The sequence below is a fragment of the Nocardia sp. NPDC087230 genome, from assembly GCF_044744725.1.
GTDB lineage: Bacteria > Actinomycetota > Actinomycetes > Mycobacteriales > Mycobacteriaceae > Nocardia > Nocardia canadensis.
The window spans coordinates 885017-908938 of the sequence record NZ_JBIUYV010000001.1; the positions used below are offsets into that span (position 1 = coordinate 885017).

Annotated in this window: 20 protein-coding genes; 6 read left to right on the forward strand and 14 right to left on the reverse strand. The window is 70.5% G+C overall.

The genetic code is table 11. The features are described from left to right. Nucleotides 1–8: 8 nt before the first annotated feature. The 8 genes from ACIO52_RS04210 to ACIO52_RS04245 all read right to left on the reverse strand — a co-directional run bounded on the left by ACIO52_RS04210 (nt 9) and on the right by ACIO52_RS04245 (nt 8904). Complete coding sequence (locus ACIO52_RS04210) at nt 9–407, reverse strand: NUDIX domain-containing protein (protein ID WP_218719516.1); 399 nt, start codon at nt 405–407, stop codon at nt 9–11. A gap of 50 nt (nt 408–457) precedes the next feature. Then, nucleotides 458–1720 carry an HAD family hydrolase gene (locus ACIO52_RS04215; RefSeq protein ID WP_402641540.1) on the reverse strand — a complete coding sequence of 421 codons (1263 nt, stop codon included), beginning with the start codon at nt 1718–1720 and terminating at the stop codon, nt 458–460. A 1-nt stretch (nt 1721) separates the two neighbouring features. After that, a complete protein-coding gene (gene eutC / locus ACIO52_RS04220; protein ID WP_308248556.1) occupies nt 1722–2498 on the reverse strand; it encodes an ethanolamine ammonia-lyase subunit EutC in 777 nt (258 codons plus the stop codon). Nucleotides 2499–2602: 104 nt separating this feature from the next. Continuing rightward, entirely contained in the window at nt 2603–4015 is a 1413-nt protein-coding gene (locus ACIO52_RS04225; protein ID WP_218719519.1) for an ethanolamine ammonia-lyase subunit EutB, read from the reverse strand. A 72-nt stretch (nt 4016–4087) separates the two neighbouring features. Beyond that, entirely contained in the window at nt 4088–5515 is a 1428-nt protein-coding gene (eat, locus tag ACIO52_RS04230) for an ethanolamine permease (protein WP_218719520.1), read from the reverse strand. A 163-nt stretch (nt 5516–5678) separates the two neighbouring features. Next, complete coding sequence (locus tag ACIO52_RS04235) at nt 5679–6074, reverse strand: DUF779 domain-containing protein (protein ID WP_218719521.1); 396 nt, start codon at nt 6072–6074, stop codon at nt 5679–5681. 13 nt (nt 6075–6087) lie between these two features. Then, complete coding sequence (gene adh / locus ACIO52_RS04240; RefSeq protein ID WP_402641545.1) at nt 6088–7605, reverse strand: aldehyde dehydrogenase; 1518 nt, start codon at nt 7603–7605, stop codon at nt 6088–6090. A gap of 87 nt (nt 7606–7692) precedes the next feature. Beyond that, nucleotides 7693–8904: a helix-turn-helix domain-containing protein gene (locus ACIO52_RS04245; RefSeq protein ID WP_218719523.1), complete on the reverse strand. Its 1212-nt coding sequence runs from the start codon at nt 8902–8904 to the stop codon at nt 7693–7695. Nucleotides 8905–9544: 640 nt separating this feature from the next. Between ACIO52_RS04245 and ACIO52_RS04250 the strand changes: the two genes are divergently transcribed. Beyond that, nucleotides 9545–10534, forward strand: coding sequence for an alpha/beta hydrolase (locus tag ACIO52_RS04250; RefSeq protein WP_402641550.1), 990 nt, complete (start codon nt 9545–9547; stop codon nt 10532–10534). Here ACIO52_RS04250 and ACIO52_RS04255 read toward each other — a convergent pair. Next, a complete protein-coding gene (locus ACIO52_RS04255) occupies nt 10488–11243 on the reverse strand; it encodes a helix-turn-helix domain-containing protein (protein WP_316576030.1) in 756 nt (251 codons plus the stop codon). The genes ACIO52_RS04250 and ACIO52_RS04255 overlap by 47 nt on opposite strands. A 118-nt stretch (nt 11244–11361) precedes the next feature. Between ACIO52_RS04255 and ACIO52_RS04260 the strand changes: the two genes are divergently transcribed. Next, nucleotides 11362–12552, forward strand: coding sequence for a DUF418 domain-containing protein (locus ACIO52_RS04260; protein ID WP_402641552.1), 1191 nt, complete (start codon nt 11362–11364; stop codon nt 12550–12552). Between the two features lie 263 nt (nt 12553–12815). Here ACIO52_RS04260 and ACIO52_RS04265 read toward each other — a convergent pair whose 3' ends face one another. Both ACIO52_RS04265 and ACIO52_RS04270 read right to left on the reverse strand, forming a co-directional pair. Then, on the reverse strand, nt 12816–13754 hold the full coding sequence (locus ACIO52_RS04265) for a sigma-70 family RNA polymerase sigma factor (RefSeq protein WP_402641555.1): 939 nt from the start codon (nt 13752–13754) through the stop codon (nt 12816–12818). A 10-nt stretch (nt 13755–13764) separates the two neighbouring features. Further along, nucleotides 13765–14955 (reverse strand): NAD(P)/FAD-dependent oxidoreductase, encoded by a 1191-nt coding sequence (locus ACIO52_RS04270; RefSeq protein ID WP_402641558.1) that lies wholly within the window; start codon nt 14953–14955, stop codon nt 13765–13767. 142 nt (nt 14956–15097) lie between these two features. Between ACIO52_RS04270 and ACIO52_RS04275 the strand changes: the two genes are divergently transcribed. Then, nucleotides 15098–17149: a thioredoxin domain-containing protein gene (locus tag ACIO52_RS04275; protein ID WP_342801024.1), complete on the forward strand. Its 2052-nt coding sequence runs from the start codon at nt 15098–15100 to the stop codon at nt 17147–17149. 9 nt (nt 17150–17158) lie between these two features. Here the strand turns inward: ACIO52_RS04275 and ACIO52_RS04280 are convergent, their stop codons facing one another. Together ACIO52_RS04280 and ACIO52_RS04285 are read right to left on the reverse strand one after the other, a co-directional pair. Further along, nucleotides 17159–18640, reverse strand: coding sequence for an adenylate/guanylate cyclase domain-containing protein (locus tag ACIO52_RS04280; RefSeq protein WP_342801025.1), 1482 nt, complete (start codon nt 18638–18640; stop codon nt 17159–17161). 115 nt (nt 18641–18755) lie between these two features. Further along, nucleotides 18756–19424: a hemolysin III family protein gene (locus ACIO52_RS04285; protein ID WP_218719583.1), complete on the reverse strand. Its 669-nt coding sequence runs from the start codon at nt 19422–19424 to the stop codon at nt 18756–18758. 169 nt (nt 19425–19593) lie between these two features. Here ACIO52_RS04285 and ACIO52_RS04290 point away from each other — a divergent pair, with 169 nt between their 5' ends. The 3 genes from ACIO52_RS04290 (at nt 19594) to ACIO52_RS04300 (ending at nt 22982) form a co-directional block, all read left to right on the forward strand. Next, complete coding sequence (locus tag ACIO52_RS04290; protein ID WP_218719531.1) at nt 19594–20373, forward strand: isoprenyl transferase; 780 nt, start codon at nt 19594–19596, stop codon at nt 20371–20373. A gap of 135 nt (nt 20374–20508) precedes the next feature. After that, a complete protein-coding gene (locus ACIO52_RS04295; protein ID WP_218719532.1) occupies nt 20509–21636 on the forward strand; it encodes a hypothetical protein in 1128 nt (375 codons plus the stop codon). A gap of 278 nt (nt 21637–21914) precedes the next feature. After that, complete coding sequence (locus tag ACIO52_RS04300; RefSeq protein ID WP_402641564.1) at nt 21915–22982, forward strand: hypothetical protein; 1068 nt, start codon at nt 21915–21917, stop codon at nt 22980–22982. Here ACIO52_RS04300 and coaA read toward each other — a convergent pair whose 3' ends face one another. Then, nucleotides 22983–23915 (reverse strand): type I pantothenate kinase, encoded by a 933-nt coding sequence (coaA, locus tag ACIO52_RS04305; protein ID WP_218719534.1) that lies wholly within the window; start codon nt 23913–23915, stop codon nt 22983–22985. Nucleotides 23916–23922 lie beyond the last annotated feature (7 nt).

The following is a 23922-nucleotide window of genomic DNA, read 5'->3' on the forward strand; positions in this document are numbered from 1 at the left end:
CCTGGTACTCACCAATCGATGAGGTCGAGCTCGTGGAGGCGGCGGAAGACCATCATGGAGCCGGGCGCCACGTGGTCCATGGCGGCGTATTCGCTGACGGTGAAGTAGCGGAATTCGGCGATTTCGCCGGTGGCGTGGGGTTCGCCGGTGAAGTCGGCGAGGAAACAGGTCATGTGCAGGCCGGTGTTCTTGCCGTGACCGAAGGCCTCGGCCTCGAAGATGCCGAGTTCGGCGACGCCGGAGAGCCCGACGCCGAGTTCCTCCTCGATCTCGCGATGGAGCGCCTCCAGGGGGGTTTCGCCCGGATCGATCTTGCCGCCCGCCATGTAGAAGACGTCCTTGCCTTCCGGGCGCGTCTGGATCAGCCTGCGGTCGCGGACATGGGCGAGGGCGGCGGTGCGGATCATGGAGATCACTCTAGGGTGACTCGCCACCTCGTCGACCGGTGATCCGGCTCTCACCCGAACACGAGGTCCTGCTGATCGGGGATCACGCTGCCGTCGGGACGGTGCAACGGCGCGCCGCCGCCCGAGGGGGTGATGTAACCCGCCGTCGCGCAAGGGTACGGATCGGACTTGCGCGGCTTGGGGCCGAGGAACATCGGGTTCACCACCCACGTGCCGTCCGCCGAGCCGTAGGCATTGCACATCAGTTCGGTCTTGTTGCGGTTGATGACCAGGCGCAGGCCGGTCGCGTCGCCGAGGAAGACCACGTCGGTGTCGGAATCACCCGCGGCGAAGGCGGCGCGCCGGTCGGCGGGCAGCTGCTGGAAGGCCGCGGCGCCCCGGACGCCGAACACCTGCTCGTTGATCCGGCACCGCTTGCCGTCGATGTAGGTGATCACCTGGTCGGTCCCGGCATCGCCACAGCCGGGGAGGTGCCCGGTGTAGACGCCGTTGTCGGCCAGCAGGGGAACGCCCATGACCCGGTCACCGGGGATGTTCAGTTCCTCGGCCCAGACCTTGACCACCGGTTCGGCCGAGGCGGAGATGATGCGTACGTCGAACCCGTTGTCCCGCAGCACCCGGATGAGGTCCGTCATCTGCGGGTAGTAGCGCACCCAGCCGTCGACCTTCGTGGTGCCGACGGTCTGCTTGGCTCCTTCGGCCGCGGCGAGGTTCTGCGCGCGGGCGGCGCGGGCGAAGTCGGTGATCTGGGCCTCGGTGTAGCCGCGCATCAGCTGAACGACCAACGCGTAGCCGGGTTCGGTGCGGCGGTGATCGTACTGCGTGAAGGCGGCTTTGCCCGACGTGGTCTTGGCGCTGTCGGCCACCGCGACCAGCTCGTCGGCGCAGGCGGTGTTCGTCGAGGTGGGCAGCGGGGTGTTCGGGTCGGCGGCACCGCAGGCCGCGGCGAGCGCGCCCGCGGCGTCCGGGCTCAGATGCGCGCCGACCGTGGCCCAGTTCCGGTCGACGGGCTGCAATACCTTGTCGTTGGCCAGCATCCAATAGAACGTGGCGACGCCGATATCGTTCTTCACGACCGTGTTGTCCCAATCGAACAGCGCCAGCGGCGCCGCGCCGGTACCGCCCGCGCCGCACCGCCCGGTCTCCTCGATGAACCGCGCGATCCGTTCCTTGTTGTCCCCGTACCAGACCTGGCTCGCGTCGAGGGTCGAACAGGCCTCCGACACCGAGCGTGATTCGTCGGTTCCGCAGGCGGTCGCGGTCATCAGGGCAGCCGTCATCGCCACCGCCGCGAGGGCGGAGATCTTCGTCATGTCAGTGGTCCTTGTTCTCCAGCGCCGCGGCGATGGTCGAGGTATCTGCGCCCAGACTGTCGGCGCGGGAGGTGTCCTTGAGGTCGACGCCCGAGCGTCCGAGCCTGCGCGCGCCCGCGACCAGTCCCGCCACGACGCGGGCGGCGTCGAGGTAGGTGAGTCCGTCGGGCGGGTGGATGTTGGAGATGCAGTTGCGCTCGGCGTCGGCGCGGCCGGGACGCGGGGCGTGGGTCAGATAGATGCCCAGACTGTCGGCGACCGAGAGGCCGGGGCGTTCTCCGATGATCACCAGGACCGTCCGCACGCCCATCGCCGCGGCGATGTGGTCGCCCAGGGCCACGCGCGCCTGGGTGGCGATCACCGGCGGGGCCAGGGTGTAGCGGTCGGCGAGTTCGTCGGCCAGCGCGCCCAGCAGACCCGCGCCGTGGTCGGTGAGCGCGCGCGGGGACAACCCGTCGGCGAGCACGAAACCGATATCGGCACCGTGGTTGTCGATGCCGGACAGGTCGGCGGGCAGCCTGCCGAGGTCGGGACGGCGCAGATATTCCGAGCGGTCGGCGGCCTTGCTGGTCACCGTCACCGGCTCACCCAGGCCCATGCTCGCGATCTGCTCGGTGAAGATCTCCACGTCGAGCGGGACGTGCACCGCGTCGCGGGCGGCGGCGTGCGCGGCCCGCAGGGCCAGGACCTCGGTGGTGGGCAGGGCGTCACCGGTGCGGCCGAGCCCGATCCTGGCCTGGGTGTTGCGCCGCAGATCGCGCCAGAACTCCTGGGCCACAGCGGCTTCGGCGCGCTCGTCCGGTGTCGACTCGCCCACGACGTGTCCTCTCGGCTCGGTATTCGATCGCACGATGCGCAGCACGGGCTTGGTCGCGATGGGTTTCATCGGTTCGCCGCCAGGGCGCGCAGCGGTGACGACAGCGGTGCCACCTGGCGGATCCGGCCGTTGGCGTCGAGCATGCCGAGCCCGGACAGCCACGCCTCGAATTCCGGTGCGGGGCGCAGGTTCAGCACCTGCCGCGCGTAGAGCGCGTCGTGGAAACTCAGGCTCTGGTAGCCCAGCATCACGTCGTCGGCGCCCGGCACGGCGATGACGAAGGCGCAGCCCGCCGCCCCCAGCAGGGTGAGCAGGGTGTCCATGTCGTCCTGGTCGGCTTCGGCGTGGTTGGTGTAGCAGACGTCCACGCCCATCGGCAGGCCGAGCAGCTTGCCGCAGAAGTGGTCCTCTAGCCCGGCCCGGATGATCTGCTTGCCGTCGTAGAGGTACTCGGGTCCGATGAACCCGACGACCGTGTTCACCAGCAGCGGCCGCAGCTCCCGGGCGACGGCGTAGGCGCGTGCTTCCAGCGTCTGCTGATCCACCGGCCGATCACCCACGCCCAGATGAGCGTTCGCGCTCAGCGCCGAGCCCTGCCCGGTTTCCAGGTACATCACGTTGTCGCCGACGGTGCCGCGCGCGAGTGAGCGTCCGGCCTCGTTGCCCTCGCGCAGCAGCGCGAGGTTCACGCCGAAGCCGGCGTTCGCGCCCTCGGTGCCCGCCACCGACTGGAACACCAGATCCACCGGCGCGCCCGCCTCGATCAGCCCGATGGTCGTGGTGACGTGGGAGAGCACGCACGACTGGGTCGGGATGTCGAAGCGCAGCCGGACCTCGTCGAGCAGGTGCAGCAGGTCGGCGGTGGCCTGGGGCGAGTCGGTGGCCGGGTTGATGCCGATCACCGCGTCACCGCAGCCGAGCAGGAGCCCGTCCAGGGTGGCGGCGGCGATCCCGCGCGGATCGTCGGTCGGATGGTTGGGTTGCAGCCGGGTGCTCAACCGGCCGGGCAGGCCGATGGTGGTGCGGAAGCCCGCGGTCACCACGGTCGCCTTGGCCACCGCGATCAGATCCTGATTGCGCATGATCTTGCTGACCGCCGCCACCATCTCCGGCGTCAGTCCGGGCGACACCGCGGCCAGCGTCGTCGCGGCGTCGTCGGTGGCGGCGACCGCGAGCAGCCAGTCGCGCAGCCCGCCCACGGTGAGGTGGGCGATCGGGCCGAACGCGGTGCGGTCGTGGCTGTCGATGATCAGCCGGGTGACCTCGTCGGTCTCGTACGGCACGACCACTTCGTCGAGGAAGGTGGTCAGTGGCACGTCGGCCAGCGCCCACTGCGCGGCCGCCCGTTCGGCGTCGGTCGCGGCGGCGCAGCCGGCGAGCTGGTCGCCGCTGCGTTCGGGGGTGGCCTTGGCCAGGAGATCGACCAGGCCGTCGAACGTATAGGTCGTGGTGCCGGCGGAACTGCGGTACACGGTCATCGGGTGCCGCCTCCTTTCGCGGGATCGGTGACCCGGCGGCGATCGCGTCGCCGCCGGGTGCCTGGGGTGCGGTTACTCGAGTTCTTGTTCGGCCTTGGCCAGCGCGGCGAATTCCTCGTCGGGCGACTTGGCGACCAGGTGTTTGCGACTGTAGAGGCCGAAGTAGGCCATGAAGGCGCAGAACACACCGAGGGTGAACAGTGCCGCCTTCGGGTCGACCAGGAAGGTCGCCGCGACCGATGCCGCCGCGATGACCAGGGCGAACGAGGTGGTCGCGATGCCGCCGGGGGTGCGGTAGGGGCGCGGCATGTTCGGCTCGCGGACCCGGAGCACGATGTGGCTCACCATCATCAGCACGTAGCTCACGGCCGCGCCGAACACGGCCATGTTCAGCAGCATCGCGCCCTCGCCGGTCAGCGAGAGGGCGAAGCCGATGACACCCGGCACGATCAGCGCCAGCACCGGCGCCTTGCGGGAGTTGGTCACCGACAGGCTGGTGGGCAGATAGCCGGCCCGCGAGAGCGCGAAGGTCTGCCGGGAGTAGGCGTAGACGATGGAGAAGAAGCTGGCCACCAGACCGGCCAGGCCGATGTAGTTGACCACCTTGGCCGCCGGGCTGTCGCCGAGCGCCTCGACCAGCGGGTTGCCCGAGGACGACGCGCCCTGGGCGCCGAGCGCGCCGGTCACCAGGAACAGCACCACCGCGCCGGTGACCACCAGCAGCAGCATCGCGACGATGATGCCCTTGGGCACGTTCTTCTCCGGCTCGGTGGCCTCCTCGGCCGCCAGTGGCACGCCTTCGACGGCCAGGAAGAACCAGATGGCGAAGGGGATCGCTGCCCAGACACCCAGGTAGCCGAACGGCAGGAACGACGAGGAACCGGCGGCGTCGGGGTCGGGCGCGATGTTGGTCAGGTTGGCCACGTCGAACTTGCCGAGCGCGGCGATCGCGAAGATGACCAGGCCGACCAGCGCGATCGCGGTGATCACGAACATCGCCTTGAGCGCCTCGCCCGCGCCCCCGAGGTGGATGCCGATGAACAGCGCGTACACCGCCAGATACACCCACCAGCCGTCGGTGATCCCGAACAGGTTCAGCGATTCCACGTAGGCGCCGATGAAGGTGGCGATGGCGGCGGGCGCGATCGCGTACTCGATGAGAACCGCTGTGCCGGTGGCGAATCCGCCCCACGGTCCGAGCGCGCGCCGGGCGAAGGTGTAGCCGCCGCCTGCCGCGGGCAGTGCCGAGGACAGCTCGGCCATGCCGAGCACCATGGCCAGATACATGGCCGCGATGACGATCGCGGCGATCAGCAGACCACCGAAACCGCCCTCGGCGAGGCCGAAATTCCAGCCGGAGTAGTCACCGGAGATCACATAGCTCACGCCGAGGCCGGCCAGCAGCACCCAGCCGGCCGAGCCGGAGCGCAGGGTGCGTTTGGCGAGATAGTCGTCGGCGGGGGTGTCCGACCCCGCGGCGGGAATCGCGTCGGTACTCACAGGGAAATCTCCTCATCAACAAACAAGCGCGTAGCGACGGCAACGGTGATCGTCGAGGGTTGAAGAATGGTTGACGACTGTTACGGCCGTGGAACCCGCAGGTCAGCGGCGCGTATCGAGCGCCGCCGACCTGCGGAAACGATGTGATTGCGCGTGTTTCACATCACTGTTGAACGGTGTCACCGGTGGGTGGCGGCGGCTGGGATTCCAGCGCGGCCACCTCGTCGTCGGTGAGCAGGCGCGAGCGGATCAGGAACCGCACGCCTTCGGGGGCTTCCAGCGAGAAGCCGCTGCCCCGGCCGGGCACCACGTCGACGGTGAGATGGGTGTGCTTCCAGTACTCGAACTGGTCGGCACTCATCCAGAACGGGGTCTCGCCCGGCAGATATCCCAGCAGCACGTCCGAGGCGCCCACGCGGAACTCGCCGCGTGGGTAACACATCGGGGAACTGCCGTCGCAGCAGCCGCCGGATTGGTGGAACATGACCGGGCCGTGCTGCCCGGTCAGTTCCCGCAGCAGCGTCGCCGCCTGGTCGGTGAGGTCTACTCGCCCTACCATCAGCGTCGCGCCATCAGAAGAAGCCGAGCTTCTGCGGCGAGTAGCTGACCAGCAGGTTCTTGGTCTGCTGGTAGTGGTCGAGCATCATCTTGTGATTCTCGCGGCCGATGCCGGACTTCTTGTAGCCGCCGAACGCCGCGTGCGCCGGGTAGGCGTGGTAGCAGTTGGTCCACACCCGGCCCGCCTTGATCCCGCGGCCCAGCCGGTAGGCGGTGTTCATATCGCGGGTCCACACGCCGGCGCCGAGGCCGTAGAGGGTGTCGTTGGCGATCTTCAGCGCCTCGTCGGTGGAGTCGAAGGTGGTCACCGCGACGACCGGACCGAAGATCTCCTCCTGGAACACGCGCATGTCGTTGCTGCCCTTGAAGATGGTCGGCTCGATGTAGAAGCCCCCGGCCAGCCCGTCGACGGCGCGCACCGAGCCACCGGTGAGGACCTCGGCGCCTTCCTTCTTGCCGATGTCGATGTAGGACAGGATCTTCTCGAACTGATCGTTGCTGGCCTGCGCGCCGATCATGGTGGCCTCGTCGAGCGGATTGCCGCTGACGATCGCCTTGGTGCGCTCCACGCAGCGGGCCATGAACTCGTCGTAGATCGAGGACGCGATCAGCGCGCGCGAGGGACAGGTGCAGACCTCGCCCTGGTTGAGCGCGAACATCACGAAGCCCTCGACGGCCTTGTCCAGGAAGTCGTCGTCGGCGGCCATCACGTCGGGCAGGAAGATGTTGGGGCTCTTGCCGCCCAGCTCCAGCGTCACCGGGATGATGTTCTCGCTGGCGTACTGCATGATCAGCCGGCCGGTGGTGGTCTCACCGGTGAAGGCGACCTTGGCCACGCGCGGGCTCGACGCCAGCGGCTTGCCCGCCTCGACACCGAAGCCGTTGACCACGGTGAGCACACCCGGCGGCAGCAGATCCGCGACGAGTTCGACCACCTTCATGATCGAGGCCGGGGTCTGTTCGGCGGGCTTGAGCACCACGGCGTTGCCCGCCGCGAGCGCGGGCGCCAGCTTCCAGGTCGCCATCAGGATCGGGAAGTTCCACGGGATGATCTGGGCGACCACGCCGAGCGGCTCGTGGAAGTGGTAGGCGATGGTGTCGGCGTCGACCTCGCTGATCCCGCCCTCCTGCGCCCGCAGCACGCCGGCGAAGTAGCGGAAGTGATCGACCGCCAGCGGCAGGTCGGCGGCCAGGGTCTCGCGGACCGGCTTGCCGTTGTCCCAGGTCTCGGCGACGGCCAGCGCCTCGAGGTTCGCCTCGATCCGGTCGGCGATCTTGTTCAGGATGTTGGCGCGCTCGGCGGCGGAGGTCGCACCCCAGGCGTCGGCGGCGCGGTGGGCGGCGTCGAGGGCCAGTTCGATGTCGGCCGCGGTCGAGCGGGCGATCTCGCAGAACGGCTGCCCGTCCACCGGCGAGGTGTTCTCGAAGTACCGGCCCTCGACGGGCGGGACCCACTTGCCGTCGATGAAATTGTCGTACCGCGGCGCGTAGCTGACGATGCTGCCCTCGGTGCCCGGCTTGGCGTAGATCATGTGCGGAGGCTCCTCGCTGATTCCGGTGAAGCGTGACGCCCATCACTATCCGCCGCGAGGGTTGATGAAACGTTGAAGCCGGACCGATCAGGCGCGAAGTGCGCTGTGCAGGCGGGCCGCGGCGACGGCGCGGCGCGCGTCACGCGGGGGCAGCAGGGCCAGGGCGTGTTCGTGCACCGCGATGTCGTCGGGGGCGGCCTCGCCGTAGGTGAGCGCGTGGTCGGCGTCGGGGCTGGCCAGCACGGCATTGCGCATGGCGACCTCGAGGTAGTCGCGCCATTCGCTGATGCCCGGCGTGTCCGAATCCGGCAGCAGCGGACCGTGATACAGCCGGACGGCCGTGTCGAGGTCGCCGGTCTCGAGCGCGCGCACGACGTCGACGGCGTCGCAGGACAGGGCCGTGGTGAAGCGGTAGACGCGGCTGGTGATGTCGCCGCCGGTCGCGCGGCGCAGGTAGGACATCTCCGATTTCAGCGTGCTCGCGCCGACCGCTCGATCGCCGTAGACGGCGTAGTGCAGGCGTTCATGGCTGTAGCCGTCGTCGTCGAGGGCGAGCAGAGTGAGGATCTCGAGCTGGCGCGGGCGCAGCCGGATCGGGGTGCCGTCGCGCATCAACCGGCCGGTGCCCAGGCAGGTCAGCCGCATGCCCGCCGGCGCGGGCAGCGCCGCGTGCAGTTTGGATTCGATGGCCGTGGTCATGGTGCGCACGGTCGCCATCGCCAGCGGATGGGAGCGCTTCCATGTGGTCGACAGGTCGAGCACGCCGAGCAGGGTGCCGTCGGCGGCGCGGATCGGCGCGCAGTAGCAGACCCAGCCGTGCAGGGCGGCGACCAGATGCTCGGCCGAGAACACGGTGTGCGGCTGATCGGTGCGCAACGCCAGCGACAGGGCGTTGGTGCCCATGTGCGCCTCGTCCCAACGGCCCCCTGGCGCGAAGTTGACCTGCTCGGCCCGCCTGCGCATGACCGGTCCGCCGTAGGTCCACAGGATGGTGCCCGACGCGTCGGTCACCGCGGCGACGTATCCGGCGTCGTCGGCGACGCTGTGCAGTTGTTCCTTGAGTTCGGTCACCGGCCCGCGCAGCGGCGACTCCGCCCACCGCGGCCCGATGTCGGTCTCGCTCTCCGGGGCGCAGTCCCGCCCCGGATCCACCGTCCGCAACGACCGCAGCCACGATTGCGCCACCTCGGTCCGCACGGCCGAACTCCGCCCGAGCGCCGATTCCCCCGCGGGCACCCACTGCGCCCACTCCCGCTCCAGCGCAGCGCGCTGTGCCGAGAGTGTCAGCTGCGATGCCATCAGCGGTTTCGCGTCTTCCTGTTCGATTGCACGATACGGTCTGCACCTCTCATCATGCCCCACCTCCGCCCGCTGAGCAGCACTTTCGAGGGCGGACGACGGCCTCGTCGACCGCTCGTCCGATGGCGGTGTGCCTGTCGAGCCGGTTCGGATCGCCGGGGCCGCGGTGGATGTCGCGGTCCCGGGGTCGTCGCTGCCGGGGGTGGCGATGGCGGGGTTCGCCGGGCGGGCCACGACGGATGTCGAGCTGCGGCTGGTGCCGTATCCGGCGGTGACGGTCTTCCTCGATTTCGGGGACGGGTTTCTCGTCGACGCCGGTGATGAGGCGGGGCTTTCACCGGGCCGACACCGGCGGCGCCGGCGAGCGCGCCGTGGCTCTCGGTCGACGATGTCGCGTGGGCCGGTCGGCCGTACGCGACCGCGACCGTCGGTTGATCCGCTGGGCGGCGACATCGCTGATCGATCGTCGCGCCGCGAACGAGTGCGTCCGCCGGAGGCGACAGGTCCCGGTACACCTGGACGTGGCACGGGATCCGCGACGGGAATATTTGTCCAATACCTCGATCGGCCTACGGCCGATGCTGTGTGTCGTATCCGAAACCGCGTCATCGGTGACGCGGCGTGAGCGAGGAGGATCGATATGACCGCACGCGAACGAGCGCCCCGGGGCGTACGGCTGCTGCACGCCTTACAGAAGGAGCCGGACTGGCCGTCGCTCACGCCCGAGGAGCTGGTCGTCGTCCGGGATGCCGCCAACCGCAAGGCCTCCGCCCGTCTCGCCCGCGTGATCACCGGTTCTCCCGATCGTGGCGCCGCGATCGATTGGCGGGAAGTGGTCCTGCCCGATCGCGTGCTCCCGGTGCGGGTGTACCGGCCGGTGCGCGACGGTGCCACGCCCCTGCCGCTGATCGTGCACGTCCACGGTGGTGGATTCGTCGGCACCGCGACCCAATGCGACTGGGCCAACAGTCATCTCGCCGCCCGTCTGCCCGCGCTCGTCGTCTCGGTCGAGCATCGGCTGCTCGCGCCGGGCACTCCGCTGGCCGCGGCCGTCGACGACGGCTGGGATGTGTTGCGCCACGTGGTCGCGCACGCCGAGGACTGGGGCATCGATCCGGCACGGGTCGCCGTGGCCGGGGAGAGCACCGGCGGCCTGATCGCCGCCATGGCCGCGATCCGGGCCGCGGCCACCGAATTCCCGCTCCGGGCGCAGATCCTGGTCAATCCGGCCGTCGACCTCACCGCGACGATGTTCGACTATCCCTCGATGACCGAGCATGCCGACAGCCCCATGCTGACCCGCCCACGCCTCGATCTGTTCCAGCGGCTGGCCGTTCCGCCGGGCTCGGATGCCTGCGCGGTCTCGCCGCTCTACGCCGAGCTGGCAGGGCTGGCCCCGGCACTCGTCCTGATCCCGACGGTCGATCCGGTCGCCGACCAAGGCCGCCGCTACGCCGAGCGGCTGCGCGAATCCGGGACCCCGGTGCGGCTCGCCGAACATCCCGGCGCGCCGCACGCCTTCATCACCCTGCCCGGACTGGTTTCCCAGGCGAAGGCCGCGCGGGCCCAGATGGTCGAGTTCCTCACCGATCGTCTTGTGGCGCACCGATCTCCGCGGCAACGCCGTTGAGGATCAGTTCGAGACCGAAGACGAAGTCGCTGTCGGCGGGCTGGTCCGACGGCGACCGGAAGACCGGCGCTGCGAAGAGTCCGGCCGCCTCCGGGAATCGCTCCGCGTCGACGAGCCGGGCCAGCGCGGCGCCGTAGTTCTGGTTGACCTGGGACTCACTCAGGCCGGATTCCGCTCTGCCGTCGGTCAATTGCTGGGTGAGCAGGCTCGCCTGCCGGACGTGCATGCTCACCAGCATCACGACGCCCACCTTGGTCGCCCAGTCGAGCCGGGTCGCCGCGAGGGGGCGCAGCGCGGCATCCATCCAGCTGATCGCGTGGGGTCCGCGCGGCGGCCCGGCGATCGGCAGCTGCGGCACCCACGGGTGCGCGGCGTAGGCCGCGAGCAGGGCGTGGGCCCAGCGGCGGAGTCCCTCGCGCCACTGGGCCGGGGTCGTCCACGTCGGCGCGGGACCGAGCGCGAAGTCGGCCATCAGCTCGAACAGCTCGTCCTTCGAGCCGACGTGGCGGTAGAGCGCCATCTTCGTAAAGCCCAGGGCCGCCGCGACTTTGGTCAGCGTCACCTCGTCCAGGCCGCCCCGGTCGGCCAGGTCCACCGCGGTGCGCACGACCGTGTCGACATCGAGTTCGGCCGGTCGTCCGAGCCGGGCCGGGGTGGGTAGTCGCCAGAGCCTGGCCAGGTCGGCGGGGATCGCCTCGTCGGCCGTCACGGCAACTACCTCCTCGGAGTTCGGCGGCGTCGGCTCGGCCGCTGCGGGAATACTATCGCCATAGTTAGTCTCCCTGAGATACTATCTCCTAGACACTATCTACGAGACGGGCAATCTCATGACCGATCAACTGGTCGCTCCCGGGTCCCGGGTGCACGATGTGGACGCCCTGCGCGGCTTCGCGCTGCTGGGGATCTTCGTCGTCAACATCACCTTCATGGCCTCGGGGTATCCGGGCAATCTGGTCGTCGACCCGCAGTTCACCTCGCGTCTCGACGAGGTCGTGCGCGGCGTGTCGTCGGTGTTCGTCGACATGAAGTTCTATGTGCTGTTCTCCTTCCTGTTCGGCTACTCCTTCACCTTGCAGATGGAATCGGCGGCCGCGGCCGGGGCCGCCTTCGAGCCGCGCATGCTGCGCCGGATCGCGGGGTTGTTCCTGCTCGGCGTGCTGCACATCGTGTTCCTGTACGGCGGGGATGTGCTGACGACCTACGCGGTGGCCGGTCTGGTCCTGTTCTGGATGCGGGGGTGCGCGGACCGCACCGCGCTGCGGGTGGCCGCCGCGCTGTACGGCGTCGTGCTGGTGGGCCTCGTGTCGAGCGGGCTGTTCCTCGACGCGTCGGCCGTGCTGCCGTCGGCGGAGCAGGCGCGTGCCGCCGCCGAGCAGTCGACCGCGGCGATGCTGGGTGGCTGGGGCGAGATCATCGGCCGGCACCTCGACGGCCTGTGGCTGCTGATCCTGCAAGCGCTCACTCTGCAGGGGCCGACCGCGCTCGCGATGTTCCTGCTCGGCCTGGTCGCGGGTCGGCGGAAGGTGCTCGCGCGGGTGCGTGGCGACGAACCGATCCTGCGGCGCGTCCAGTGGATCGGCTTTCCGGTGGGTGTGGCCGGTGGTCTGGCGTACACCTTCGGTGGCGGCAATGGGCATACGGTGGCCGTCGCCGTCAGCGTGGCCACCGCGCCGCTGCTCGCCGCCGCGTATGTCGCGACGCTGCTGCGTCTGATGCACAGTCCGCGCACCGCGTGGATCCGCTCGGCGCTGGCGCCGGCGGGACGGATTGCCCTGACCAATTACCTCGGCCAGTCCGCGATCGGGCTGATCCTGTTCACCGGAGTCGGGTTCGGCCTGGCCGGGCGCTTGTCTCCGCTCGAGACGATGACGCTGGCCGCGGTGATCTTCGCGGTGCAGCTGTGGGTGAGCGCGCTGTGGCTGCGCGGGTATCGATACGGGCCCGCCGAGTGGCTGCTGCGCTGGGTGACCATCGGGCGCAGGCCGGCCTGGCGAGCGCCGCTGTCCCCGGTCGGCTGAGATTCGCGAGGAGATCCTTGCCGCCCGACGGCTCCCGTGGCACCGCTGCCCGCTGCCCGCCCGCCTCGGCCGCGCGGCCGTCGCCACCATCGCCGGCGGCCTCCTGCTCCGCGGGTCCCTGGGTCCGGTCTACTCGGGGTCGCTCGCCGAGCGCACCCTGTTCACCCGATGGGACCTGGCGGTGTACTCCCCGTTCCGCCTGACCGTCGGCGCCATCGCGGCCCATGTCGCGATCGCTGGGGAAGTGTGAGACCTGTTCGTGTTCACCAGGATTCGATCAGCGGGGCGTCGCGCGGGCGCTGTCGCCATCGCTCGGTGAGTCGACCGAGCCGGGTCTGGGCGGAGACACTGCCGACGCCGGCGATCTTGCCGTCCCGGATCTCCAGGATCGCCACCCCGAGAACGCGATCGTCGAGCGTGAACAGCATGGCCGGGCACCTGTTGACGACGGCCGCATGGATCGACGGCGAGCCGCCGACGAGTTCGTGCTTGGCGGGCGTCGGCGTGAAGCCGATCCGCACCGCGGCGGCGAGCCGGGCCGGGGTCGAGTACCGGATCAGCGTGCCGGCCAGGCCGAGCGCGCCGTCGGAGACGCCGGTCGCGTCGTCGGTCAGCAGGGCCACCAGGCGCTCGGTCCGGCCCGACGTCGCGGCCGCGACGAACGCCTCGACGATCCGCCGTGCGGCCGCCTGGTCGGTGCCGGTCTCGTTGCCCGCGGCGGTGATTCGGCGCCGGGCCCGGTGGGCATGCTGCTGACTCGCGGACTCGGTGATGCCGAGAATCCCGGCGATCTCGGCATGACTGTGGGAAAAGGCTTCGCGCAGTACGTAGACGGCCCGTTCGACCGGCGAGAGCCGCTCCATCAGCAGCAGCACCGCCAGCGTCACGGATTCGCGTTGTACGGCGGTCTCGGCCGGACCCAGCATGGGATCGCCGTCGAGCAGCGGCTCGGGCAGCCACGCGCCGACCGAACGTTCGTGGCGTACCCGGGCCGAGCGGAGGCGATCGATCGCCAGGTTGGTGACGATCTTGGTCAACCACGCCTCCGGCACGTCGACGTACTCCCGGTCGGCGTCCTGCCACCGCAGGAACGCGTCCTGCACCGTGTCCTCGGCGTCGGCGGCCGAACCCAGGAGGCGGTACGCCAACGAGGCCAGCCGGTTCCGGCTGGCCTCGAAGTGCTCCACGGCGACGAGGTCCATGCGCACGACCCTAGGCGGGGACCACCCGGGGCGAGACCGCGCGGTCGGTGGCCAAGCGGTATCGGTGATTCGGCCTACCGAAGGTCGGGCGGCTGATCGCCCAGGCGCTGGTCGCCACGATCGCCGCCTTGACCCGCGCCGCCGGTCGCCCGCGCAGGGCACCGGACTTGGCGCGTGCCCGGCCGTCGACCAGCTGGAAGATGCCGTCCTCGCGCCCGAGACTGACATGGTTGCCGACATAGGACAGCTTGGTCGCCTTGATCTTGCGCCCGGTCAGGTCACCGATGATCGCCGCCGCCGCCTGCGCGCCGGTGAATCCCGCCGACGCGCACGACATCGGCAGGGGCAGCCCGTTCTCGCCGAGGACGAAGACGCTGTCGCCGGCCACGTACACCTCCGGGTGCGAGATCGACCGCATCTGCCGGTCGACCGTGATCCGGCCGTCGGGCTCGACCGCCAGCGCACTGGCGGCGGCGATCGGCCCGACGGCGAACCCGGCGGCCCACACGGTCGCGTCGGCGGCGAGCACGGTTCCGTCGACGGCGACGGCTCCGTGCTGTTCGACCCGCGCTATCTCGGTGTGCTCGTGGACCGTGATGCCGAACCGGTCGAAGGCGCGCCGCAGGTGCGCGCGCGCCTTCGGCCCCAGCCAGCCGCCCAGCTCACCGCTGGTGGCCAGACCGACGCGGAGCCCCGGACGGGCTTCGGCGATCTCGGTGGCCGTCTCGATCGCGGTCAGATTGCCGCCGACCACCAGGACCTGCCCGTCCTCGGTCAGTTCGTCCAAGCGGGCCCGCAGGCGCAGTGCGGACTGCCGGGCGGCTACGTGGAAGGCATGTTCGGCGACGCCGGGAACCCCGTGCTCGGCGACGGTGCTGCCGAGCGTGTAGAGCAGGGTGTCGTAGCCGAGGCGGTCGGTACCCACGTCGTCGGTGATCGTCACCGTCCGGCGGTCCACGTCGACGCCGGTCACCCGGGCCACGCGGAGCTCGATGCCGGTGCCGGCGAAGATCTCGGTCAGCGGCCGGTGCGGAAGATCGTGCCCGGCGGCGAGCTGATGCAGACGCAGCCGCTCGACGAAGTCGGGTGCGGCATTGACGACGGTGATCTCGACGTCGGCGGTGTGCAGCTGACGGGCCAGATACCCGGCGGTGAAGGCCCCGGCGTAACCGGCTCCGAGGACGACGATGCGGTGCTTCATGATTGGCTCCCTGTCTGCTTCGTGTGCTCCTTGAACGAGACAGCTCCGGATTTCCTGACAGGGTCCACCAGTGGCATGGGTCACTCTCCGGGAAACGGGGCAGCACTAGGCTGAGGTCTCACCGATCTGGAAGGCTGGCACTGTGAACCGGTTGGGTAGCGCGACTTCGCCGTATCTGCGTCAGCATGCCGACAATCCGGTGCATTGGCGGGAGTGGGATGCCGATGCGCTCGCGGAAGCGGCCGAGCGGGATGTGCCGATCCTGCTGTCGATCGGCTACGCGTCGTGTCACTGGTGCCATGTGATGGCGCACGAGTCGTTCGAGGACGCGGCCACGGCCGAGCAGATGAACGCCGACTTCGTGTGCGTGAAGGTGGATCGGGAGGAACGGCCCGACCTGGACGCGGTGTACATGAACGCGACCGTCGCCATGACCGGGCAGGGCGGGTGGCCGATGACCTGCTTCCTCACCCCTGACGGCGCGCCGTTCTACTGCGGCACCTACTACCCGAAACAGCCGCGCGGCGGGATGCCGTCGTTCACCCAGCTGCTCAGCGCCATCACCGACACCTGGCGCAACCGGCGCGAGGACGTGGACAAGGCGGCCGAGCAGGTCACCGACGCGCTGCGGGCGCAGGCGACCGGGCTGCCCGACGCCGAATTCGCCGTCGTACCGGAACTTCTCGACAAGGCGGTGCTGGCGATCGCCGCCGACGAGGACCGCGAGCACGGCGGTTTCGGTGGGGCGCCGAAGTTTCCACCGTCGGCGCTGCTGGAAGGTCTCCTGCGGCACTGGGAGCGCACCGGTGATCAGGCCGTGTTCGACCTGGTCGAGCGCACCGCCGAGGCGATGGCCCGCGGCGGCATCTACGACCAGTTGCGCGGCGGCTTCTCCCGCTACTCGGTCGACGCGGGCTGGCTCATCCCGCACTTCGAGAAGATGCTCTACGACAACGCCCTGCTGCTGCGCGCCTACGCTCATCTCGCCCGCCGCGTGCCCCCGACGCCGCTGGAGTCGTTGCCGCACCGCGTGACTCGCGAGACGGTCGAATTCCTGCTCGCCGATCTCGGCACCGCGGACGGCGCGTTCGCCTCGGCGCTCGACGCCGACACCCACCTGGAACCGGGCGGCCCCGGGGTCGAGGGCGCCACCTATGTGTGGACGCCCTCGGAACTGATCGGCGACCTCGGCCCGCTCGACGGCGTCTGGGCGGCAGAGGCTTTCGGCGTCAGCACGGGCGGCAATTTCGAACAGGGCACCTCGGTGCTCACCCGCCGCAGCGATCCCGTCGACGCCGAACAGTCGGCCCGCTTCGACCGCCTGCGCACCCGGCTGCTGGAACTGCGCGCCCAGCGTCCGCAGCCCGCCCGCGACGACAAGGTGGTCACCGCCTGGAACGGCATGGTGATCACCGCGCTCGCCGAAGCCGGTGCGGCACTGGAGGAACCGTCGTGGGTGGCGGCCGCGGTCCGCTGCGCGCGCTTCCTGCTCGATATCCACCTGGTCGACGGCAGGCTGCGCCGCGCCTCGCTCGACGGCGTCGCGGGCACCCCGCCCGGCGTCCTCGAGGACTACGCCTGGCTCACCACCGGCCTGCTCGCCCTCTACCAGGCCACCGGCGAGCCCGACTGGCTCGCCGCCGCACAGGTGTTGCTGGACAGCGCGATCGACCACTTCGCCGATCCGGAACGCCCCGGCAGCTGGTTCGACACCGCCGACGACGCCGAGACCCTCGTCGCCCGTCCGCGCGACCCGGTCGACGGCGCCACCCCGGCGGGTTCCTCGGCCCTCGCCGAAGCCCTGCTGACCGCCTCCGCCGTCGCCGAGACCGAGCGCGCCGTCCGCTACCGCGAGCTCGCCGAGCACACCCTCGCCCGCGGCGCGGTCCTGCTCGCCCGCGCCCCGCGCACCGCCGGTCACTGGCTCTCGGTCGCCGAAGCCGCGCTGCGTGGCCCCCTTCAGGTGGCGATCACCGCCACCGAGAAGTCCTCCGCCGCCACCGAACTCCTCGCGGCCGCGCGCACCTCGGCTCCCGGTGGCGCGATCGTGCTCGCCGGCCCGCCCGACTCCGCGCCGCTGCTGGCCGACCGCCCGTTGGTCGAGGACGCTCCCGCCGCCTACGTCTGCCGCGGCTCGGTCTGCGACCTCCCGGTCACCGACCCGACCGCGCTGACCGCCGCCCTGCGCGGCTGACGCCTCGGGCTACCGTCCCGGCTTGATATCGGTCCAGGTGCGGGTGCGGCCGGGGATGCCGCGCAGGCGCAGGTCCTTGTAGCGCTTCCAGCGGGCGCGCTCGGTGGCGGTCGCGGCCTGCAGGACCGCGTCGCTGACCAGGACGCGGCGGTCGACGTTCTTGGCCATGGTGGTGAGCCGGGCGGCCTCGTTGACCGCGTCGCCGATGACGGTGAACTCGAGGCGGGTGTCGGCGCCGACGTCACCGGCGAAGACCTGGCCGCGGGCGACGCCGATGCCGACGTCGAGTTCGCCGGTAGCCACGACCTCGTCGCGGATGCGGCGGGCGGCGCGCAGGGCGGGCGTGGCGTTGTCGTCGAGGGCGGAGGGGGCGCCGAAGATGCACAGGGCGGCGTCGCCGGCGAATTTGTTGACCAGGCCGCCGTTGTCCTCGGTGGCGGCCACCACGGTCGCGAGCAGCCGGTTGAGCTTGTGTACGAACTGTTCCGGCGCCATCTCGGCCGACAGCTGCACCGATCCGGTGACATCGACGAACAGCGCCGACACGATCCGCACGTCGCCGGTCAGGCCGGAACCGCCCGACAGCGCGCGTTCGGCGACGGTCGAGCCGACGTGCCTGCCGAAGATGTCCTCGGTGTGCTGCTGGTCCTGCAGGGTCGCGGCCAGCTCGTTGACGGAGTGTTCCAGCCTGCCGATCTCGCTGGCGCTGCCGACGGGCACCCGGACGTCGAGTTCGCCCCGAGTGATCCGGTCCAGCGCCCGGTACATCGTGCGCATCGGGGTGGCGACCGAGCGGGCGAGCAGCGCGGTGGCGAGTGCACCGACGGCGAGGGCGACCAGCGTGAAGATCCAGGCGGCGCGCACCCGGTCCTCGGCCGGGGTGGCCGGGTCGTTGAGCACCGTGATGATGATCAGGCCGGGCAGCGCGCTCGACACCGCCCAGGTGACCAGCACCCGCACGAGCACGGTCGAGCTCGGATGCACGGTGGGTCCGAGCACCGCGGTGATGATGGGGACGGCGGGCCGGATCAGCCGGTCCAGGATCAAGTACGTCGCGCCCGCCGATTCCAGGGCGCCCAGCGCGAATCCGGCGATCACGACCGCTTTGTTGTCGTAGTCGGTGAACCGGTCGACCAGCCAGACCGTGAGCGCGATGCCCGGGATCCACAGCACGACCGCGCGCACCGTGATCGCCGCGGGCAGCGCGATCAGGCGCCGCGCCTCCTCCGGGGTCGGCTTACGGCCGTCGTCGAGCCAGCGTAGATAGCGGCGCCGGTCGTAGATGGCCATCGCGATGCCGACGCCGACGGCGAAGGTGGGATAGATGGCCAGCAGCGAGGCCGCTTCCTGCCAGTTCGGCCCGACCCGGCTGAAGACGCCGTCGGCCCAGGCGATGAGGAAGATGGCCGCGAGGCCGACGATATTGGCGGTGATGACGACCAGCGCCAGGCCCCAGTAGCTGCGCAGCGCCCAGCGGACCAGCCGGTTCATCGCGCACGCCCGGGTCCGGCGCGCCGAAACGCCCGGCTATCACGAGCTGCGCTGACGGGTGACACGAATATCGAGCATAGAAGGCTCCGCCGCGCCCACCGCGCGCACGCGCCGTTCAGCCCAGCACGACCAGCCAGATCGCGACGTAATGACACAGCGCCGCGACCACGGTGGCGGCGTGGAAGAACTCGTGATGCCCGAAGTGCGTCGGCCACGGGTTCGGCCACTTCGTCGCGTAGAGGATCGCGCCGACGCTGTAGATCACCCCGCCCACGGCCAGCAGGACCAGCGGCAAGACACCCACATTGTGCAGCAGTTCGGGCGCCACCGGCACGATCGCCCACCCCAGCAGCAGGTACAGCGGTACCCCGACCCAGCGCGGCGCCGTCGGCCACAACAGCTTCAGCGCCACCCCGGCGAGCGCGCCCGCCCACACGACGGCCAGCAAGGTCAGCCCGGTCGACCCGGGCAGCCCGAGCAGCGCGAACGGCGTGTAGCTCCCGGCGATGAACAGGAAGATCATCGAGTGATCGGCCCGCTTCATCCGCACCCGCGCCCGCACGCTGCGCCAGGTCACCCGGTGATAGACCGCGCTGATCCCGAACAGCGCGCACACCGAGACCCCGTAGAGCAGCGTCGACCAGCCCGCGGTCGGCGACTCCCGGAACCCGAACACCACGAGCACCGTCACCGCGACAGCGGCGACCCCCACCGCCCACGTGTGAATCCACCCCCGCAGCAGCGGTTTGCCGAGCACGACCGGCTCCTCGACTCCAGCCCGCACAGCCTCCACGCATCCTCCAAGGTCCAAACCTACGGTACCGTAAGTTATCGTCCACAGTACGTCAGAACCCACCCCCACCACCACAAACGTGCCCACCCCCACAGCGATCCACGTCCCCCTCGCGACCGGCGAAATACCCGCAGAGGCGGTCCAGGCGTAGGGTGCGGGCGTGGAGTTTCTCGGTCGGGTGCGTGGTCTGCCGTACCGCATCTACGAAGCCAGGCTGTCCAAGCAGCTGGCGGACAAGCAGCATCCTCGCCATGTCGCCGTGATGTGTGACGGCAATCGCCGCTGGGCGCGCGAGAACGGGTTCACCGATGTCAGCCACGGTCATCGGGTCGGCGCGCTGAAGATCGCCGAGCTGGTCGGCTGGTGCTCGGACGAGGGCATCGAGATGGTGACCGTCTATCTGCTGTCGACGGAGAATCTGCGCCGGGATCCGGACGAGCTGGAGACGCTGTTCGAGGTCATCACCGATGTGGTGGAGGAGTTGTCGGCGCCGGAGCAGAACTGGAGCGTGCGGATCGTCGGCTCGCTGGCGGGGTTCCCCGAGCTGATCGCGAAGCGGCTGCGGGTGGCGGCCGAGCGCACGAGCGGTCGCGACGGTGTGCACGTGAATGTGGCGGTCGGGTACGGCGGGCGCCAGGAGATCACCGACGCGGTGCGTTCGCTGGTGCGCCAGGAGATCGCCGCCGGCGAGTCGGGTGAGGACCTCGTGCAGTCGATCACGGTCGACGCGATCGGGCAGCATCTCTACACCTCGGGTCAGCCGGATCCGGACCTCGTCATCAGAACCTCGGGTGAGCAGCGGCTTTCGGGATTCCTGCTGTGGCAGAGCGCCTATTCGGAGATCTGGTTCACCGAGGCGTATTGGCCGGAGTTCCGCCGGGTCGACTTCTTGCGCGCGCTGCGTGATTACGCCGCGCGGCACCGTCGCTTCGGCGTGTGAGGTCCTCGGGCTCGCGCACCACGACCAGCGGATCGACGCGGTCCGGGAGTTGTAGGAGAGTCGCCCCGATCCCCGGCGCGCGCGGGCTACGCTGCTGCGCGAGACCAGGCCCGACGACACGTGCAGGGGTGAGCTGTGGGAGTTGTGACCAAGCCGGGATCGAGTCGGCGCGCGCGGATCGCGGCGCTCGGCGCGGTGGCCAGTGCCGTGCTGCTCGTCGCGGGCTGCGGCGCCGACCGGACGGCACCGCCCCGGATCACGCCCGAGGACCAGCCACAGGCGTCGGGCGCGGTGTTCGCCTATCGCACCGAGGCCGAGCTGGCGGTGGTGCGCGGGGCCGACACCTTCCGCGCGCCGGGCAGCTTCGGCTATTCGTCGGCCGCGGTGAACTTCACCAGGAACGGCGAGTTCGCGTTCGCGGTGGAGTCGGGGTCGAAGACGCTGGTGACGGTCCGGGCCGCCGACGGGGCGGTGTCGCGGGTCGAGTGCGACTGCACCGACGCCGTCGCGGTGCGCGGCTCGGTGCTGGCGTGGTGGCGGGAACCGGGGCAGATCATGACCATGGACCTGTCCGGCACCGCGCCCCCGGCACCGGAACAGGATGTGACACTGCCGGATTCGCCGAGTCCGCTCTCGGGCGGCTCGTGGGACGGGGCCAGGCTGGTCGCGGCGACCGACGAGTTCCTGCTGCTGGCCCGGGTCGAGTCGCGCGGCCTGTGGTGGGAGAAGAGCCACCTCTACGCGATCGGCACCGAGGCGATCCTGCCGCTGGGTCGCGTGCCCGGTCTCGACGCCAACCTGTCGGCCGCCGCCGGACCCGACGGCCATACCTTCGTGCTGGCGGGCACGACCGCACGCAGCGCGTCCTGCGGCACCGGCCACGTGGCGACCATCGACGCCCGCTCCAACGCCGTGCAGGCGCTGCCGGCGCTGCCGGGCGAGTGCTCGTCGGCCTACAGCCCGCGCTGGGGCGGCGACGGCACGATTACCGTCGCCACCAGGAAGTGGGCCGACCTGGCCGGCGCGCCGAGCGCCGTCGACCGGTTGCAGTCGGCGGCCCAGGGCTGGGCGCCGGTCGGCGAGCAGCCGGTGGTCGACATGCTGCCGCGCGCGCAGGAATCGGTGATCCAGGTCGTCGCGGGTGATCCGACGGCGGCACGCGACACCCCACGCGGGGTGCTCGTCGTCGAAAAGGACGGCACGCGTACCGAACTCGCCACCCAGGTGGTATCGCTGGGCGCGCCTGCCGCGACCCGAAGGTAGATCGGCCCCACGATCCGCCGCTGGCTCGACCGATCCGGGTGGCTCCGCGCCGTCACGGCCTCGGCCGTGGTGATCGACCGCGACCCCGGCGGGCGGTTCCGCCGCGCTGCCGGGTAGTGCTGGAGCGCGACGGCGACCGATTACCGGGCACGAGTCCCGGCTTCGGAAGCCGATCGAACCACTGCGGCGTCGGGTCCGTATACCCGCGCGCCGGGCACAGCGCCCGGCCGATCGGCGCTGCACGGTGGCGCCGAGGCGGGGGAGCGCCGGAGGTAGTGATGCGGATCAGTGGGTTACGGATGGTCGTCGCCGCGGCGGCGGTCGCGGTCCTCGGGGCGGGATGCGCGCCCGCCACGCCGCAGGGGCCGCAGATCGTGACGGCGGCACCGCAATCGGCGCCGCTGTTCGCGGTGCGCACGACAACCGGGATGGGGATCGCCGATGCCTCGGGGATGCGCGGCGACCGGGTCGGCGACTATCGCGATATCGGTTTCAGCCAGGACAATTCGCTGGCCTACGCGGTCGACGGGGCCGGTGTGGTGAGCGCGCTGGAGGTCGCCGAGCTGCTGGTCGCCTCGGGCCGCATCGACTGCCGGTGCGCCCGGGTGTTCCCGCTGCACGACGCGGTGGTCGGCTGGTGGCGCGACGGCGCGATCATGCAGGCCGACCTGCGCACCCCCGATCCCACTGTGCTGCGGTCGATCTCGCTGCCCACGCCGCGTGATCCGCTGGGGGAGGGCGCCGCCCTCACCGGCACCGAGCTGATCGCCCTGGACCGCGACCGCGCCGTGCTCACCCGGATCGAATCCGTCCCCGGCGCGAACTGGGGCATCAATCACCTCTATGTCGTCGACCTGAATTCCGGTGCGGTGCGGCAGTTCGGCCGCATCGCCGAGGTGAACACGCCGTTCCGGCAGGCGGCGATCGCGCCCGGCGGACGCTCGGTCGTCGTGGCGGGCTACAGCCGCGACAATGTCGCCTGCGGTACCGCCTCGGTGCACCGGCTCGATCTCGCCACCGGGACAGTGGATTCCGTGGGCCCGCCGTTCCCGTCGTGCAGCTCGATCGCCGACATCCGCGGCGACGGCACGGATGTCGTGCTGACCCGCCTGGTCTGGAACCGCGACGAACCGCAGCAGCTCGGGTCCTCGACGGTGTGGCGCTACCGCGACGGCTGGACCCAGGCCGGCGCCGACCCGGCCCTGCGCGTCCTCACCGATCCGCTCGCCGTCGAGCTGCGCCACACCGGCGCGGCGGCGCCGTTCGGCACCATCGCCGGGGACCTGACCGTCGACGGGAAGACGGTGCTGCGCGACGTGATCGAGGTGCGGGCGACGCACCGCTGATCAGAGCTTGCGCAGCCGCAACCGGTTGATGGTGTGGTCGGCGTCCTTGCGCAGCACCAGGGTCGCGCGCGGGCGGGTCGGCAGGATGTTCTCCACCAGGTTGGGCCGGTTGGTGGAGTTCCAGATGTCGCGCGCCGCCGCGGTGGCCTGCTCGTCGCTGAACCCGGCGTAGTGGTGGAAGTGCGCGTCGGGGTCGGCGAAGCCGGTCTCGCGCAGCGCGAGAAAGCGCTGCACGTACCAGTTCTCGATGTCCTCGATCCTGGCGTCGACGTAGATGGAGAAGTCGAACAGGTCCGACACCATCAGCCGCGGACCGGTCTGCAGCACGTTGAGGCCCTCCACGATGAGGATGTCGGGCTGGCGCACACAGTGCTTCTCGTCGGGCACGATGTCGTAGGACTTGTGCGAATAGACCGGCGCGCACACCTCTTCGGCGCCGGACTTCACCTCGGTGACGAACCGCAGCAGCTTGCGCCGGTCGTAGCTCTCGGGGAAACCCTTGCGGTGCATGATGCCGCGGCGGGTGAGTTCGGCGGTGGGGTAGAGGAAACCGTCGGTGGTCACCAGGTCGACCCGGGGATGGTGGTCCCAGCGGGCCAGCAGCGCCTGCAGCACACGCGCGGTGGTCGACTTGCCGACCGCGACACTGCCCGCGACGCCGATCACGAACGGCACCTGCTTGTCGGGATGCTTCTCCCCGAGGAAGGTCGCGGTGGCGGCGAACAGCCGCTGGCGGGCCGCGACCTGCAGGTGGATGAGACGGGCGAGCGGCAGGTAGACCTCGGCCACTTCCTCGAGATCGATCTGCTCGCCGAGACCACGTAGGCCGGTCAGTTCCTCCTCGGTCAGGACCAGGGGAGTCGACTTGCGCAGGGTGCGCCACTGCTTCCGGTCGAACTCCACATACGGGCTCGGCTCGCTCATCCGTGCCACCTACCCG

Excerpts from the sequence above, each read along its gene's own strand:
- ACIO52_RS04260 (WP_402641552.1), top strand. The coding sequence starts at position 11,362 with ATGACCGATCAACTGGTCGCTCCCGGGTCCCGGGTGCACGATGTGGAC.
- ACIO52_RS04300 (WP_402641564.1), top strand. The coding sequence starts at position 21,915 with ATGCGGATCAGTGGGTTACGGATGGTCGTCGCCGCGGCGGCGGTCGCG.
- ACIO52_RS04270 (WP_402641558.1), bottom strand. The coding sequence starts at position 14,955 with ATGAAGCACCGCATCGTCGTCCTCGGAGCCGGTTACGCCGGGGCCTTC.
- ACIO52_RS04280 (WP_342801025.1), bottom strand. The coding sequence starts at position 18,640 with ATGAACCGGCTGGTCCGCTGGGCGCTGCGCAGCTACTGGGGCCTGGCG.
- ACIO52_RS04245 (WP_218719523.1), bottom strand. The coding sequence starts at position 8,904 with ATGGCATCGCAGCTGACACTCTCGGCACAGCGCGCTGCGCTGGAGCGG.
- ACIO52_RS04215 (WP_402641540.1), bottom strand. The coding sequence starts at position 1,720 with ATGACGAAGATCTCCGCCCTCGCGGCGGTGGCGATGACGGCTGCCCTG.
- adh (WP_402641545.1), bottom strand. The coding sequence starts at position 7,605 with ATGATCTACGCCAAGCCGGGCACCGAGGGCAGCATCGTCAGCTACGCG.
- ACIO52_RS04210 (WP_218719516.1), bottom strand. The coding sequence starts at position 407 with ATGATCCGCACCGCCGCCCTCGCCCATGTCCGCGACCGCAGGCTGATC.
- ACIO52_RS04265 (WP_402641555.1), bottom strand. The coding sequence starts at position 13,754 with ATGGACCTCGTCGCCGTGGAGCACTTCGAGGCCAGCCGGAACCGGCTG.
- ACIO52_RS04235 (WP_218719521.1), bottom strand. The coding sequence starts at position 6,074 with ATGGTAGGGCGAGTAGACCTCACCGACCAGGCGGCGACGCTGCTGCGG.
- ACIO52_RS04250 (WP_402641550.1), top strand. The coding sequence starts at position 9,545 with ATGACCGCACGCGAACGAGCGCCCCGGGGCGTACGGCTGCTGCACGCC.
- ACIO52_RS04225 (WP_218719519.1), bottom strand. The coding sequence starts at position 4,015 with ATGACCGTGTACCGCAGTTCCGCCGGCACCACGACCTATACGTTCGAC.